Origin of the sequence: Streptomyces sp. NPDC092045 (assembly GCF_044756005.1) — a bacterium.
Taxonomy (GTDB): Bacteria; Actinomycetota; Actinomycetes; order Streptomycetales; family Streptomycetaceae; genus Streptomyces.
Genome location: NZ_JBIVSC010000004.1, coordinates 230,418 through 245,891, shown reverse-complemented (window position 1 = coordinate 245,891; position 15,474 = coordinate 230,418). Strand labels below are relative to the sequence as shown.

The window sequence follows — 15,474 nt, the reverse complement described above, 5'->3', positions numbered from 1 at the left end:
GGTGAACCGTAAGGTCGGACCTGATGCCCGAGAAACCCTTGCCCCCAGCTGACCCGGCGAACCCGACGGACCCGGCGGACACCGCCGACCGGTCGGCGGTGCGCGTCCTGCTCCGCCTGTGGCCGTACGTACGGCCCGTGCGGGGGCGGCTGTTCACGGCCGCCTTCGTCGCGATAGTCGCCTCCTGTCTGTCGCTCGTCATCCCCCTCGTCCTCAAGTGGCTGGTGGACGGGCCCGTCGCGGACCGGGACCCCGGGGGCGTGTGGCTCGGCGCGCTGTACCTGCTGCTGCTCGGGATCACGGAGGCGGTCCTCTTCGGCTTCCGGCGCTGGCTGGTGGCGCGGCCGCTCGCCGGGGTGGAGGCCCGGATGCGGGCGGACCTGTACGGCAGGCTCCAGCGGCTGCCGATCGCCTTCCACGACCGGTGGGCGTCGGGCCAGCTCCTGTCGCGCGGGACGACGGACCTGATGCTGGTCCGGATGTTCCTCGCCTTCCCGCTGACCTTCCTCCTGGTCAACGGCGTGACGATCCTCGCCGGATACGTCCTGCTGCTCTCCCAGGACTGGTCCCTCGGGCTGGTGCTGCTGACCCCGGTGCTGCCGCTGGTGGTGGTCTGCTCGCTCTTCGAGGGCCGCTACGGCCTGGTGGCGCGCCGGGCCCAGGACCAGGTCGGCGATCTGACGACGATCGTGGAGGAGAGCGTCCTCGGCATCCGGATCGTCAAGGGCTTCGGCCGGCACCGCAGCCAGGCGCGCGCCTTCCGCGAGCTCTCCGAGCGCCTGCGGGGCACCGAGCTCGTCAAGGCCCGGCTGCTCGCCATGATCTGGGCGGTCATCACGGTCGTGCCGGAGCTGGCCATCGGCGCGGCGCTCGTCCTCGGCACGGTGCAGGTCGCGGACGGCGGCCTGTCGGCGGGCACGCTCGTGGCGTTCCTGTCGACGGCGCTCGCGCTGCGCTGGCCGGTGGAGTCGATCGGCTTCCTGCTCGCGATGAGCCAGGAGGCGGCGACGGCGACGGAGCGGTACTTCGAGGTGATGGACGCCGAGGAGGAGCCGGAGACGGCCTCCCCCGGGGCCTCGCGGGCCGACGGCCCGGAGGGGGTGCGCTTCGAGAACGTCACGTTCCGCTACCCGGACGCCCCCGAGGGCGCCCCGCCGGTCCTGGACGGCGTCGACCTGCACATCCGCCCCGGCGAGACGCTGGCCCTGGTCGGCGGCACGGGCTCCGGGAAGACGACCCTCACCGCCCTCGTGCCGCGCCTGCACGAGACGACGGAGGGCCGGATCCTCCTCGACGGCGAGGACATCGCGCTGATGGAGCGGAGCCGCCTCCGCTCCCTGGTGTCGATGGCCTTCGAGGAGCCCACCCTGTTCTCCGCGTCCGTCGGCGAGAACGTCCTGATGGGGGCCGACGGGGCGGCGGGCGAGCCGGAGCTGCGGCGCGCCCTCGCCGTGGCCCAGGCGGACGACTTCGTGGACCGGCTGCCCGAGGCCGCCGCGACCCGGGTCGGCGAGCAGGGCCTGAGCCTGTCGGGCGGCCAGCGGCAGCGGCTCGCCCTGGCCCGCGCGGTGGTCGGCCGCCCCCGCTTCCTCGTCCTGGACGACCCCCTCTCCGCCCTCGACGTGCACACGGAGGCGCGGGTGGAGGCGGCCCTGCGGGAGGTGCTGCGGGAGACGACGGCCCTGGTGGTGGCGCACCGCCCGTCGACGGTGATGCTGGCCGACCGGGTCGCGCTGCTGTCCGGAGGCCGGATCGCGGCCGTGGGCACCCATCAGGAACTGCTGCGGAGCAGCGAGGAGTACGCCTGGCTGATGTCGGGCGAGAAGGAACGGCGATGACGGACACCACGCTCACGAAGCCGCCCGCCACCGTGCCGGACGAGCCGGACCCCTTCGACCGCGACGACCTTCCGGCGCCGCCGGGGGCGACGGGCGCCCTGCTCCGCTCCCTCCTGTCCGCGCACCGCGCGCGGGTCGCGGTCGCCGCGCTCGTCCTCCTGGTCAAGGAGGCGGCGGTCCAGGCGGGCCCGCTGCTCGTCGCGTACGCCATCGACCGCGCCGTTCCGGCCTTCCGCGCGGGCGACCACGGCCCGGTGGTCGCCGTGGCCCTCGGCTACCTCCTCTGCTCGGCCCTCTCGGGCCTCCTCCAGTACGTCTTCGTCCGGGGAGCGGCCCGCGTCAACCAGGACGTCCTCCTGGACCTGCGCGGCCGGATCTTCCGCCACGCGCAGGTCCTCAGCGTCGACTTCCACGAGCGCTACACCTCGGGCCGGCTGATCTCCCGCTCCACCACGGACGTGGAGTCGCTGCGGGAACTGCTCTCGGAGGGCCTCCAGGAGCTGATCGGCGTGGTCCTCTCCTTCGTCTCGATCACCCTGGTCCTGCTCTGGCTGGACCTGGGCATCGGCGCGGTGGCGACGGCGTCCTTCGTCCCGCTCTGCCTCCTGGTGCGGCTCTACCGCCGCCGGGCGGGCCGGGTGTACGGCGAGCGGTCCACCGCGATCGCGGGCGTGATCGTGAAGTTCGCGGAGACGATGAACGGCATCCGCCCGGTCCGCGCGTTCCGCCGCGAACGGACCAACGACGCGGAGTTCGCGGCCCTCAACCACCGCCACGAACGAAGCAACGGCGACGCGCTCCTCGAAATGGCCCGCTACGTGATCGGTTCGCGCCTCGTCGCGAACACGGCAGTGGCCGGAATGTGTCTCTGGGGCGCGTACCGGGTGGCGGAGGGCTCCCTGGAACTGGGCGTCCTGGCGGCGGCCGTCCTCTACATGCGGCGCCTGTACGACCCGATCGACCGCCTGGGCATGTTCCTCAACTCGTACGAGTCGGCGGCGGCGTCCCTCGCCAAGATCGCGGGCCTCCTCGCCCAGGAACCGGGCGTCCCGGAGACGGCGACGCCCCGCGAACTCCCCCGCCGCGAGGGCACTCCGGGCCGGGAGGTGGTCTTCGACGACGTGAGGTTCGCCTACCGCACGGGAGGCGAGGTGCTCCCGGCCTTCGACCTGAGGATCCCGGCCGGCCAGACGGTGGCGGTGGTGGGGGCGACGGGCGCGGGAAAGTCGACCCTGGTCAAGCTCCTGGCCCGCTTCTACGACCCGACGGAGGGCCGGGTCCTCCTCGACGGCGTCGATCTCCGCGACCTCACCACCCCCGACCTGCGGCGCGGGATCGTCATGGTCACCCAGGAGGCGTTCCTCTTCTCGGGCACGGTGGCGGAGAACATCGCGATCGGCCGCCCGGACGCGACGCGCGCGGAGATCGAGGAGGCGGCGCGGGCCATCGGCGCCCACGACTTCGTCGAGGGGCTGCCCGACGGCTACGACACGGACGTGCGCAAGCGCGGCGGCAGGATCTCGGCGGGCCAGCGCCAGCTGGTGGCCTTCGCCCGCGCGCTCCTGGCGGACCCGGCGGTCCTGATCCTGGACGAGGCGACGAGCTCCCTCGACGTGCCCGGTGAAAGGGCGGTCCAGCGGGCCATGGACACGGTCCTGAAGGGCCGTACGGCGGTGGTCGTCGCCCACCGCCTGTCGACGGTCGAGGTGGCGGACCGGGTCCTGGTGATGGAGTCGGGCCGGATCGTCGAGGACGGCCCGCCGTCGGCCCTGGTGACGGGAGACGGCCACTACGCGGGCCTGCACCGGGCGTGGCGGGACAGCCTGGTGGGCTGAGGGAACGTCCCACGGCCGCGAGTTCGCCCCCGCACCCGCGCGGGGGCCGTCGTGGCGGGGGCCGCGTGCGGGACGTGGAGCGTGGTGCGGGGCGCGCGAGAACCGGTCACTCCGCCGGGACCCGCGGGCGCCGTGAATCATGCGGTCCCGAACGCGGCCCCCGGAGCGGGCCCCCCGCCCCCGGAAAACCGGAGTGCGCCCCACCGCCCAACCCCCACGGGCGAAAACGCGCCTCCGGCCGAACACCGCCCCACGCTTGCCCCACAGCTCACGAAACGTCCGCTTAACGAACGCGCCCGTACCAGCAGCGGACGATTTCTGGCCAACTTGCCGTCGCACTCCTGACAGGTCCCCGTCATCCCTGTCACTCTCTCCCCGGCCCCCGAACGAAAGTTCCCGGCGTCACCTGAACGTGCTCAACCGCTCTCCTTGCTCTGCCCGACGGACTCACCCAGGCCCGCCGGTACCCCCCTCGCAAAAGGAGTCCGCGTGAGATCCACGCCCAGCCGTCGTGCCACCGCGACCGGCGCCCTGATAGCCGCCGCCGCCATGCTCGCCGTGAGCGTCCAGACGGGCGCCGCCACCGCGGCCGACACCCCGTTCAGCGCCGCGCCCAAGTCCCAGCAGGGCACCTCGGCGAACCCCGGCAAGCTCCCGGCCGACCTCACCCCCGCCCAGCGCACCGCGCTGATCAAGGCGGCCGACGCCGACAAGGCCGCCACGGCCAAGTCCCTCGGCCTCGGCGCCGAGGAGAAGCTGGTCGTCCGCGACGTCGTCCAGGACCGCGACGGCACGACCCACACCCGCTACGAGCGGACCTACGCGGGCCTGCCCGTCCTCGGCGGCGACCTGGTCGTCGAGGAGTCGAAGGCCGGCGCCCGCCAGAGCGTCACCAAGGCGGTCCGCACGGAGCTGAAGAACGTCGACACGACCGCCAAGGTCGCCCCGGCCGCCGCCGAGAAGCAGGCCGTCGGCCTCGCCCGGGCGGACGGCTCCGAGAAGACCGCCGCCAGCCGCGCCCCGCGCAAGGTCGTCTGGCTCGCCGAGGGCTCCCCGGTCCTCGCGTACGAGACCGTCGTCGGCGGCCTCCAGCACGACGGCACCCCGAACGAGCTGCACGTCGTCACGGACGCCAAGACGGGCGCGAAGCTCTACGAGTGGCAGGCCGTCGAGACCGGCACCGGCAACACGCAGTACAGCGGCCAGGTGACGCTCGGCACCGCGCCCTCGTACACGCTGACGGACACGGGCCGCGGCAACCACAAGACGTACAACCTCAACGGCGGCAGCTCCGGCACGGGGACGCTGTTCACCAACTCCACCGACGTGTGGGGCAACGGCAACCCGTCCAACAAGGAGACCGCGGCCGCCGACGCGCACTACGGCGCCGCGCTCACCTGGGACTACTACAAGAACGTGCACGGCCGCACCGGCATCCGCGGTGACGGCGTCGGCGCGTACTCCCGGGTCCACTACGGCAACGCGTACGTCAACGCCTTCTGGCAGGACTCCTGCTTCTGCATGACGTACGGCGACGGCGCGGGCAACACCAAGCCGCTGACCTCGATCGACGTGGCCGCGCACGAGATGACGCACGGCCTGACCTCGGTCACCGCCAAGCTGGTCTACAGCGGCGAGTCCGGCGGCCTCAACGAGGCCACCTCGGACATCTTCGCGGCGGCCGTCGAGTTCTACGCCAACAACGCCCAGGACCAGGGCGACTACCTGGTCGGCGAGAAGATCGACATCCGCGGCAACGGCACCCCGCTGCGCTACATGGACAAGCCGAGCAAGGACGGCTCGTCCAAGGACGCCTGGTACTCGGGCATCGGCTCGATCGACGTCCACTACTCCTCGGGCCCGGCGAACCACTGGTTCTACCTGCTCTCCGAGGGCAGCGGCACCAAGACGATCAACGGCGTCACCTACGACTCGCCGACCTCGGACGGCCTGCCCGTCACGGGCATCGGCCGGGACAAGGCCGCGCTGATCTGGTTCAAGGCGCTCACCACCAAGTTCGGCTCGAACACCAACTACGCCGCCGCCCGCACGGGCACGGTCGACGTGGCCAAGGCGCTCTACGGCGCCACCAGCCCCGAGGTGACGGCCGTCGAGAACGCCTGGGCCGCCATCAACGTCGGCGCCCGTCCCGGCGGCGGCAACCCCGGTGGCACGGTCTTCGAGAACACCGCCGACGTGTCGATCCCGGACAACGGCGCCGCGGTCACCTCGACGGTCAACGTCACCGGCGTCACCGGCAACGCCCCCAGCAACCTCTCCGTCGGCGTGGACATCGTCCACACCTACAAGGGCGACCTGATCGTCGACCTCGTCGCCCCCGACGGCTCGGTCTACAACCTGCACAACCGCGCCGGCGGCAGCGCCGACAACATCGTCCAGACCTACACCGTGAACGCCTCCTCGGAGGTCGCCAACGGCGCCTGGAAGCTCCGCGTCCAGGACAAGGCCTCGGCCGACACCGGCTACATCAACGCCTTCAAGCTGACCTTCCCGTAACCACCTCGGGAAAGGCCGGAACGAAGTGAAGGACGCCCCGGGGGCAACGCCCCCGGGGCGTCCGCGCGTCCTCCCTAGGGTGGAATGCGTGATCAGGGTGCTGCTGGCGGACGACGAGGCGATGATCAGGGCCGGGGTGCGGGCCATCCTCGCCACCGACCCCGGGATCGAGGTGGTGGCGGAGGCGGGCGACGGGCACGAGGCCGTCGAACTCGCCCGCGAACACCGGCCGGACGTCGTGCTGCTCGACGTCCGGATGCCCCGGCTCGACGGGCTCGCCGCCGCCGAGGAGCTGCGCGGGGCCGTGCCGGGCGCGGCCGTCGTCATGCTCACGACCTTCTCCGAGGACGCCTCCATCGCGCGGGCGCTCGGCTCGGGCGTCGGCGGCTTCCTGCTGAAGTCCGGGGATCCGCGCGAACTGATCGCGGGAGTGCGGGCGGTGGCCGGCGGCGGGGCCGCGCTCTCCCCCGCGGTCGCCCGCCGGGTCATCGACACCCTGGGCGGCGAACGGTTCACGCGCGCCGCCGAGGCACGGGTCCGCCTGGAGCCGCTGACCGGCCGGGAGCGGGAGGTGGTGGCGCTCCTCGGCGCCGGGCTCTCGAACCAGGAGATCGCGGACCGCATGTACGTGGTCGAGGGCACGGTCAAGGCGCACGTGAGCGCGGTCCTGGCCCGCCTGGGCCTGCGCAACCGGGTGCAGCTGGCGGTCCTGGCACACGAGGCGGGCCTGGTCCCGCATGAGTGAACGCCCCTTCCGGCGCCGGCCCCGCACGGGCGAACGCCCCCGCCTGCGCTGGCCCCGCACGGGCGAGCGCCCCCGCCGCCCCGCCCGCGAACACGCCGCCGACACGGCTCTCTGGCTCCTCCTCTGCGTCCCGGTCCTGCTCCGCTCGGACCCGAACGACGGCGGCTCCTGGCCCCTGGTGGCCCTGGGCGTGACGGTCCTCGGCGGCTGCGCCGCGGTGAGCCGGCGGTGGCCGCTGGTGCCGCTCGCCGTCACGGTCGCGACGAGCCTGGCCGTCACCCCGGAGCTGTTCACCCCTTCGTACGGCCCGGCCCTGGTGGCCTTCGCCTACCTGGCGGGGCGGCGGCGGGCGCGGACGCGCGGGGCGCTGTGGCTGTTCGCCGCGATCGCGGCGGCGGGGCTGCTCCTGACCGCGGTCACGGGCACGCCCCTCGGCCAGTGGTTCACCCTCCTGCTCGCGCTGGCCCTCGCGGTCGTGGCGCCCTGGCTGATCGGCCGGTACGCGCACCAGTACGACCGGCTGGTGCGCAGCGGCTGGGAGCTGGCGGACCGGATGGAGCGGGAGCAGGCGGTCGTCGCCGACCGGGAGCGGCTGCGGGAGCGCGCCCGGATCGCGGGCGACATGCACGACTCCCTCGGCCACGACCTGGCCCTGATCGCGCTCCGGGCGGGCGCCCTGGAGCTGGACCGGGACCTCGGCCCGGAGCAGCGGCGGGCTGCGGGCGAGCTGCGGCGCGCGGCGGCGGACGCGACGGCCCGGCTGCGGGACGCCGTCGGCGTGCTGCGGGAGGACGGCGCGACGGCGCCGACGACCCCGCCCGGCGAGACGGTGGAGGAGCTGGTGGCCCGCGCCCGCGCGTCGGGCCTGCCCGTCGCGCTCACCGCGCCACCGATGCCGGCCCCGCCGGGAATGGCGGGCCCCGCCCTGCACCGGGTCGTGCAGGAGGGTCTGACCAACGCGGCCAAGCACGCCCCGGGCGCACCGGTCTCGGTCACGATCGCCCCGGGGCCGGACGAAGGGGCCGTACGGGTCCGGGTGCTCAACGGCCCCGGGACCGCTGCGGCGCCCCTCCCCTCCGGCGGCACCGGCCTCGTCGCCCTCGACGAGCGGGTCCGTCTGGCGGGCGGCTCGCTGGCGCACGGGACGACGGCGGACGGCGGCTTCGCCCTGGAAGCCGTCCTGCCCCGCCGCCCCCCGCCGTCCCCGCCCGCCGCGCCCACCTCCGCGCGGGAGCTGGACCGGGCCCGCCGCGAGGTGCGCAAGGGGCTCGCGCGGGCGATCTGGGTTCCGCTCGCCCTGCTCACCGCGCTCGGCCTGCTGATGGGCGGGGTCGCGCTGTGGACCCAGCACCGGTCGTACCTGGAGCCGGAGGAGTACGCCCGCCTGCGCGTCGGCCAGTCGTACGAGGAGGCCGCCGGGTCCCTGCCCGACCGCCCGCTGGACGGCCCGCCGCACCGCGCGCCCGCCGAGCCGCCCGGCACGGACGAGTGCCGCTACTACCGCACGACGCTGCTCGCCGCCGTCCCGGTGTACCGGCTGTGCTTCGCGTCGGGGCACCTCGCCGACAAGGCCGAGGTGCCCCGGGGCTGATCCGGCGGACCGCTACCGCAGCAGCACCCCCGCCCCCTCCCCCGTCGTCTCCTCCGGCAGGGCCGCCAGGCCCAGTTCGGAGGGGTGGGCGAGGAGGGGGTGGGTGGGCAGGACCCGGACGGTGCAGCCGAAGGAGCCGGTGCGGTCGAGTTCCAGGGTGCCCGCGTACGGGAGGCGGCCCTCCAGATCGGGGCCGCCGGCCGGCTTGAGGGCGACCGTGCGGGGGGCGGTGAGGGTGTCGTCGGCGTCGACCCGGCCGGTGACGGCCTGGACCTCGACGTCGTCGGGGGCGAGCGCGCCGAGGGCGACCCGGACCCGGACGACCGGGGTGGCGCCCAGCTCCGCGTCGGCCACGTCGTCCGCGAGGCCGTCGCCGACCTCGACGCGGTCGACGGTCACCTGGGGCCAGGCCTCCCGGACCCGGGCCTTCCAGGCGGCGAGTTCGCGGGCCCGGTCCGGGGTGAGCGCCCGGCGGGCGGTGGCGGCGGGGGCGTAGAGCCGCTCGACGTACTCGCGGACCATGCGGTCGGCGAGGACCTTGGGACCGAGGTCGGCGAGGGTGCGCCGGACCATCGCCGTCCAGCCGGCCGGGACGCCGTCGGCGCCCCGGTCGTAGAAGCGGGGGGCGACGCGGCGCTCGATCAGCTCGTAGAGGGCGGCGGCCTCCAGGTCGTCGCGGCGCTCCTCGTCGGCGGCGGCCGCGCCGTCGGCGGTGGGGATGGCCCAGCCGAAGTCGGGCTCGAACCACTCGTCCCACCAGCCGTCGAGGACGGAGAGGTTGAGGCAGCCGTTGAGGGCGGCCTTCATGCCGCTGGTGCCGCAGGCCTCCAGGGGGCGCAGGGGGTTGTTGAGCCAGACGTCGCAGCCGGGGTAGAGGCCGCGGGCCATCTCCATGCCGTAGTCGGGCAGGAAGACGATCCGGTGCCGGACCCGGGGGTCGTCGGCGAAGCGGACGAGTTCCTGCACGAGCCGCTTGCCGCCGTCGTCGGCGGGGTGGGCCTTGCCGGCGACGACGAGCTGCACGGGCCGCTCGGGGTGGAGCAGCAGCGACCGCAGCCGGTCCTTGTCGCGCAGCATCAGGGTGAGCCGCTTGTACGAGGGGACGCGGCGGGCGAAGCCGATGGTGAGGACGTCGGGGTCGAGGACGGAGTCGGTCCAGCCGAGTTCGGCGGCGGCCGCGCCGCGCTGCCGCCAGGAGGCCCGCAGCCGGTCCCGCACGTCGGCGACGAGCCGTTCGCGCAGGGTGCGGCGCAGGTCCCACAGCTCCCGGTCGCTCGCGTCGGGGCCGAGCGGGCCGACCTCGGGGGCGACCCAGGTGGGGGCGTGGACGCCGTTGGTGATGGAGGTGATCGGCACCTCGTCGGGGTCGAATCCCGGCCATAGTCCGGCGAACATGGCGCGGCTGACGGCGCCGTGGAGGGTGGAGACGCCGTTGGCGCGCTGGGCGAGGCGCAGGCCCATGGCGGCCATGTTGAAGACGCCGGGTTCGCCGCCGAGGGGGGTCTCGTCGCCGAGGGCGAGGACGCGGCCGGTGTCGACGCCGGGCAGGGCGCCGTCCTCGCCGAGGTGGCGGGCGACCAGGGCGCGGTCGAAGCGGTCGATGCCGGCCGGGACGGGGGTGTGGGTGGTGAAGACGGTCCCGGCCCGGACGGTCTCCAGGGCGCCGTCGAAGTCGAGCCCGTCGCGCTGGAGTTCACGGATGCGTTCGAGGCCGAGGAAGCCGGCGTGGCCCTCGTTGGTGTGGAAGACCTCGGGGGCAGGGTGGCCGGTGAGCCGGGTGTACGTGCGGACGGCGCGGACGCCGCCGATGCCGAGCAGCATCTCCTGGAGGAGCCGGTGCTCGCTGCCGCCGCCGTAGAGGCGGTCGGTGACGCCGCGTTCGCCGGGGGCGTTCTCCTCGACGTCGGAGTCGAGCATGAGCAGCGGGACGCGGCCGACCTGGGCCGTCCACAGGTGGGCGTGCAGGCTGCGGCCGCCGGGGAGGGCGAGGGTGACGCGGGCGGGGGCGCCGTCCGGCTCGCGGAGCAGGGTGACGGGCAGCTCGCCGGGATCGAGGACGGGGTACTGCTCCTGCTGCCAGCCGTCCCTGCCGAGGGACTGGCGGAAGTAGCCGTGCCGGTAGAGCAGGCCGACGCCGATCAGGGGGACGCCGAGGTCGCTGGCGGCCTTGAGGTGGTCGCCGGCGAGGATGCCGAGGCCGCCGGAGTACTGGGGCAGGGCGGCGGCGACGCCGAACTCGGGCGAGAAGTAGGCGACGGCGGCCGGGAGGTCGCCGGACTGCTCCTGGTACCAGCGGGGGGCGTGCAGATAGGCGTCGAGGTCCTCGGCGGCGGCGCGGAGCCGGGCCAGGAAGTCCTGGTCGGCGGCGAGCGCGGCGAGCCGTGGGGCTTCGAGGGCGCCGAGGACCCGGACGGGGTCGGCGCCGGCCCGGGGGCCCGGCCGGGACGGGTCGGCGGCGAGGGAGTCGAAGAGGGCCCGGGTGGGCTCGTGCCAGGACCAGCGCAGGTTGCGCGCCAGGTCGGCGAGGGGTCGAAGGGTGTCGGGGAGGACGGGACGCACGGTGAATCGACGGATTGCCTTCACGCGTTCCACCTTCGCAGGCGAGTACGGACCGGAGCGGACGCACCACGCTGTGTGTCCGGCGTGCCGCTCCGATGGTAGCCCCGACCGGATCGGAGCAACGGGAACCGACGGGTACGGAAACCCCTGTGACGGCCCGTGCGGAAGCAACCTCCCGGTGCCGCAGGGGCGGTGACGGCTTCGTGTCCGACTTCAGCGTTGGCCCGATTTGCTACGACCCGGTAGTTAACAAAGCGCCGGATTGCCCGAGGGTGCACCATGGGAAGGCTCCTCCGGTAACGCCCGGCACGCGCCCGTTCCTGACCCCCTTTCACCCCCTCGGTTCGGCCGTCCGGGTGAACGCGGACGGGAGAGGGCACGCCCCCGACCCGCCGGCCGTCGGCGGAGCTAGAAAGAGCGCACCACCACCCGCACCCCCGTAAACCGTCAGGTGATGCTGTGAATCCGCTCATGGGACGCATTCCCGTCATGGACGTCCGCCCACTGGTCGACTGCGGCCGGCGCCCCGCGAAGGCGGTGGCCGGAGAGACCTTCGAGGTGACGGCGACCGTCTTCCGCGAGGGACACGACGCCGTCGCCGCCAATGTCGTGCTGCGCGGTCCGTCGGGCCGTCCCGGCCCCTGGATCCCGATGCGCGAACTGGCGCCGGGCACCGACCGCTGGGGTGCCGAGGTCACCCCGGACGCCGAGGGGTCCTGGACGTACGCCGTGGAGGCCTGGAGCGACCCGGTCGCCACCTGGCGGCACGCGGCGAAGATCAAGATCCCGGCCGGGATCGACTCCGAACCGGTCCTCGCGGAGGGGGCCGAGCTGTACGAGCGGGCCGCGAAGGGCGTCCCGAAGAAGGGCGGCGGCCGGGAGGCCGTGCTCGCGGCGGCGGACACCCTGCGCGACCCGTCGCGCTCCGCCGCCGTCCGGCTCGCGGCGGCCCTCGCCCCCCGGGTGGTGGAGGTCCTGGACCGCCACCCGCTGCGCGAACTCCTCACCTCCTCGCCGAAGTTCCCGCTCCGGGTGGAGCGCGAGCGGGCCCTGTACGGCTCCTGGTACGAGTTCTTCCCCCGCTCGGAGGGGGCGCGGACGGTCGACGGGCGCACGGTCCCGGGGAACTTCCGGACGGCCGCCGAGCGGCTGCCGGCGGTGGCGGCGATGGGCTTCGACGTGCTGTACCTGCCGCCGGTGCACCCGATCGGCGAGACGCACCGCAAGGGACCGAACAACTCCCTGTCGGCGTCGCCGAGCGACGTGGGCGTGCCGTGGGCGATCGGCTCGCCGGAGGGCGGGCACGACGCGCTCCACCCGGACCTGGGCACCTTCGAGGACTTCGACGCCTTCGTGGCGCGGGCCCGGGAGCTGCGCCTGGAGGTCGCGCTCGACTTCGCGCTCCAGTGCTCGCCGGACCACCCGTGGGTGGAGAAGCACCCGGACTGGTTCCACCACCGCCCCGACGGCTCGATCGCGTACGCGGAGAACCCGCCGAAGAAGTACCAGGACATCTACCCGATCGCGTTCGACAAGGACATGGACGGGATCGTCGAGGAGACCGTGCGGGTGCTGCGGCACTGGATGGACCACGGGATCCGGATCTTCCGCGTCGACAACCCGCACACCAAGCCGGTGGTGTTCTGGGAGCGGGTGATCGGCGAGGTCAACGGGGCCGACCCGGACGTGATCTTCCTGGCGGAGGCGTTCACCCGGCCCGCGATGATGCGGACCCTGGGCGCGATCGGCTTCCAGCAGTCGTACACGTACTTCACCTGGCGCACCACCAAGGAGGAGCTGACGGAGTACCTCACGGAGCTGTCCCGCGACACGGCGGCGCAGATGCGGCCGAACCTGTGGGTGAACACCCCGGACATCCTGCCCGGCCACCTCCAGGAGGGCGGCCGGCCCGCGTTCGAGCTGCGGGCGGTGCTCGCGGCGACGCTCTCGCCGTCCTGGGGCATGTACGCCGGGTACGAGCTGTGCGAGAGCACCCCGCTGCGGGAGGGGAGCGAGGAGTACCTCGACTCGGAGAAGTACGAACTGCGGCCCCGTGACTGGGAGTCGGCGGAGCGCGCGGGGAGGACGATCACCCCGCTGATCACGAACCTGAACCGGATCAGACGCCGCCACCCGGCGCTGCGCCGACTGCGGAACCTGACCTTCCACGACGTGGACAACCCGCAGGTGATCGCGTACAGCAAGCGCTCCGGTTCGAACACCGTTCTGGTGGTCGTCAACCTCGACCCGCACCACACCCAGGAGGCGACGGTCTCGTTGAACATGCCGGAACTCGGCCTCGACTGGCACGAGACCGCGCCGGTGCGCGACGAGCTCACCGGCGAGACCTATCACTGGGGCAGGTCCAACTACGTGCGCCTGGAACCGGGCGTCACGCCCGCGCACGTGCTGGCCCTGCGACCGTCCCCGCAGACCGGAGGGTCACCCACCTCATGACTGTCAACGAGCCCGTCCCCGACACCTTCGAGGACACCCCCGCCAAGGACCGCGATCCCGACTGGTTCAAGCGGGCCGTCTTCTACGAGGTCCTCGTCCGCTCCTTCCAGGACAGCAACGGCGACGGCGTCGGCGACCTGAAGGGCATCACGTCCAAGCTGGACTACCTCCAGTGGCTGGGCGTGGACTGCCTCTGGCTGCCGCCGTTCTTCAAGTCCCCGCTGCGGGACGGCGGCTACGACGTGGCCGACTACACCTCGGTGCTCCCGGAGTTCGGCGACCTGGCCGACTTCGTGGAGTTCGTGGACGCGGCCCACCAGCGCGGCATGCGCGTGATCATCGACTTCGTCATGAACCACACCAGCGACCAGCACGTGTGGTTCCAGGAGTCGCGGCGCGATCCGGACGGGCCGTACGGCGACTACTACGTCTGGGCCGACGACGACAAGCAGTACCCGGACGCCCGGATCATCTTCGTCGACACGGAGACCTCCAACTGGACCTTCGACCCGGTGCGCAAGCAGTACTACTGGCACCGGTTCTTCTCGCACCAGCCGGACCTCAACTACGAGAACCCGGCCGTGCAGAAGGAGATCCTGTCCGCGCTGAAGTTCTGGCTGGACCTGGGGATCGACGGCTTCCGGCTCGACGCGGTGCCGTACCTCTACCAGGAGGAGGGCACCAACTGCGAGAACCTCCCGGCCACCCACGCCTTCCTGAAGCGGGTCCGCAAGGAGATCGACGAGCACTACCCGGACACGGTGCTGCTCGCCGAGGCGAACCAGTGGCCGGAGGACGTCGTCGACTACTTCGGCGACTTCCGGTCGGGCGGCGACGAGTGCCACATGGCCTTCCACTTCCCGGTCATGCCGCGGATCTTCATGGCCGTGCGGCGCGAGTCGCGCTACCCGGTCTCCGAGATCCTGGCGAAGACCCCGGCGATCCCCTCCGGCTGCCAGTGGGGCATCTTCCTGCGCAACCACGACGAGCTGACGCTCGAGATGGTCACGGACGAAGAGCGCGACTACATGTACGCGGAGTACGCCAAGGACCCGCGGATGCGGGCCAACATCGGCATCCGGCGCCGGCTCGCCCCGCTCCTGGACAACGACCGCAACCAGATGGAGCTGTTCACCGCGCTGCTCTTCTCGCTGCCCGGTTCGCCGGTGCTGTACTACGGCGACGAGATCGGCATGGGCGACAACATCTGGCTGGGCGACCGGGACGGGGTGCGCACCCCGATGCAGTGGACGCCCGACCGCAACGCCGGGTTCTCCTCCTGCGACCCGGGGAGGCTCTACCTTCCGGCCATCATGGACCCGGTCCACGGCTACCAGGTGACCAACGTCGAGGCGGGCATGGCCTCGCCATCGTCGCTGCTGCACTGGACGAAGCGGATGATCGAGATCCGCAAGCAGAACCGGGCCTTCGGCACGGGGACGTACACGGAACTGCCGTCCTCGAACCCGGCGGTGCTCGCGTTCCTCCGCGAGTCCCCTCCCGAGGAGGGACAGGACGCCGACCTGGTGCTCTGCGTGAACAACTTCTCGCGGTTCGCGCAGCCGACCGAGCTCGACCTGCGCAGCTTCGCCGGGCTGCACCCGACGGAACTGGTCGGTGGCGTGAAGTTCCCTGCCATCGGGCAACTCCCGTACCTCCTGACCCTCGCGGGCCACGGGTTCTACTGGTTCCGCCTCAAGAAGGCCTGAGACCCCGACGGTTCGGCCACGTCCGCGGCGGGACGGTTTCGCCCGTCCCGCCGGGGGCACTGTGAACGACAGCACGATTCAGGTCCATACGGGCCTTCTTCTCGGGCCCATACGGATCTTCCCTTTCCGACACGTCCCGCACATCCGGACAGTCCAAGCCGCCATCCGGGACACTCTGCGCATTTGAACGTATACGAAACCCAACTGCGCGCCCCGGGGAAAG

At 73.0% G+C, this 15,474-nt stretch carries 8 protein-coding genes; 7 read left to right on the top strand and 1 reads right to left on the bottom strand.

Features of this window, described 5'->3' with window-relative positions; translation table 11 throughout:
• The first annotated feature begins 23 nt into the window (after positions 1–23).
• The 5 genes from ACIQKA_RS14565 (at position 24) to ACIQKA_RS14545 (ending at position 8,526) form a co-directional block, all read left to right on the top strand.
• A complete protein-coding gene (locus ACIQKA_RS14565) occupies positions 24–1,838 on the top strand; it encodes an ABC transporter ATP-binding protein (protein WP_402541099.1) in 1,815 nt (604 codons plus the stop codon).
• The gene (locus tag ACIQKA_RS14560; protein WP_383159221.1) at positions 1,835–3,673 is read left to right on the top strand and encodes an ABC transporter ATP-binding protein; all 1,839 of its coding nucleotides are present in this window, start codon (positions 1,835–1,837) and stop codon (positions 3,671–3,673) included. The genes ACIQKA_RS14565 and ACIQKA_RS14560 overlap by 4 nt, the downstream gene beginning before the upstream one ends.
• 489 nt (positions 3,674–4,162) lie before the next feature.
• Positions 4,163–6,190, top strand: a complete 2,028-nt coding sequence (locus ACIQKA_RS14555) for a M4 family metallopeptidase (protein ID WP_383184903.1) — start codon at positions 4,163–4,165, stop codon at positions 6,188–6,190.
• A gap of 88 nt (positions 6,191–6,278) precedes the next feature.
• Positions 6,279–6,935 carry a response regulator gene (locus ACIQKA_RS14550; RefSeq protein WP_383159190.1) on the top strand — a complete coding sequence of 219 codons (657 nt, stop codon included), beginning with the start codon at positions 6,279–6,281 and terminating at the stop codon, positions 6,933–6,935.
• Complete coding sequence (locus ACIQKA_RS14545) at positions 6,928–8,526, top strand: sensor histidine kinase (protein ID WP_402541096.1); 1,599 nt, start codon at positions 6,928–6,930, stop codon at positions 8,524–8,526. The genes ACIQKA_RS14550 and ACIQKA_RS14545 overlap by 8 nt, the downstream gene beginning before the upstream one ends.
• 12 nt (positions 8,527–8,538) lie before the next feature.
• On the opposite strand, the gene glgP is transcribed toward ACIQKA_RS14545, so the two are convergent.
• Complete coding sequence (glgP, locus tag ACIQKA_RS14540; protein ID WP_402541094.1) at positions 8,539–11,109, bottom strand: alpha-glucan family phosphorylase; 2,571 nt, start codon at positions 11,107–11,109, stop codon at positions 8,539–8,541.
• A gap of 447 nt (positions 11,110–11,556) precedes the next feature.
• On the opposite strand from glgP, the gene ACIQKA_RS14535 reads away from it, so the two are divergent.
• Positions 11,557–13,542 (top strand): alpha-1,4-glucan--maltose-1-phosphate maltosyltransferase, encoded by a 1,986-nt coding sequence (locus tag ACIQKA_RS14535; RefSeq protein WP_402541092.1) that lies wholly within the window; start codon positions 11,557–11,559, stop codon positions 13,540–13,542.
• Entirely contained in the window at positions 13,539–15,251 is a 1,713-nt protein-coding gene (gene treS, locus ACIQKA_RS14530) for a maltose alpha-D-glucosyltransferase (protein WP_383159183.1), read from the top strand. Before ACIQKA_RS14535 ends, treS begins: the two co-directional genes overlap by 4 nt.
• Positions 15,252–15,474: the final 223 nt, after the last annotated feature.

Bases quoted from the DNA above. Each gene is read 5' to 3' on its own strand.
- ACIQKA_RS14565 (WP_402541099.1), top strand. From the start codon at position 24: ATGCCCGAGAAACCCTTGCCCCCAGCTGACCCGGCGAACCCGACGGAC.
- ACIQKA_RS14535 (WP_402541092.1), top strand. From the start codon at position 11,557: ATGGGACGCATTCCCGTCATGGACGTCCGCCCACTGGTCGACTGCGGC.
- ACIQKA_RS14560 (WP_383159221.1), top strand. From the start codon at position 1,835: ATGACGGACACCACGCTCACGAAGCCGCCCGCCACCGTGCCGGACGAG.
- treS (WP_383159183.1), top strand. From the start codon at position 13,539: ATGACTGTCAACGAGCCCGTCCCCGACACCTTCGAGGACACCCCCGCC.
- ACIQKA_RS14545 (WP_402541096.1), top strand. From the start codon at position 6,928: ATGAGTGAACGCCCCTTCCGGCGCCGGCCCCGCACGGGCGAACGCCCC.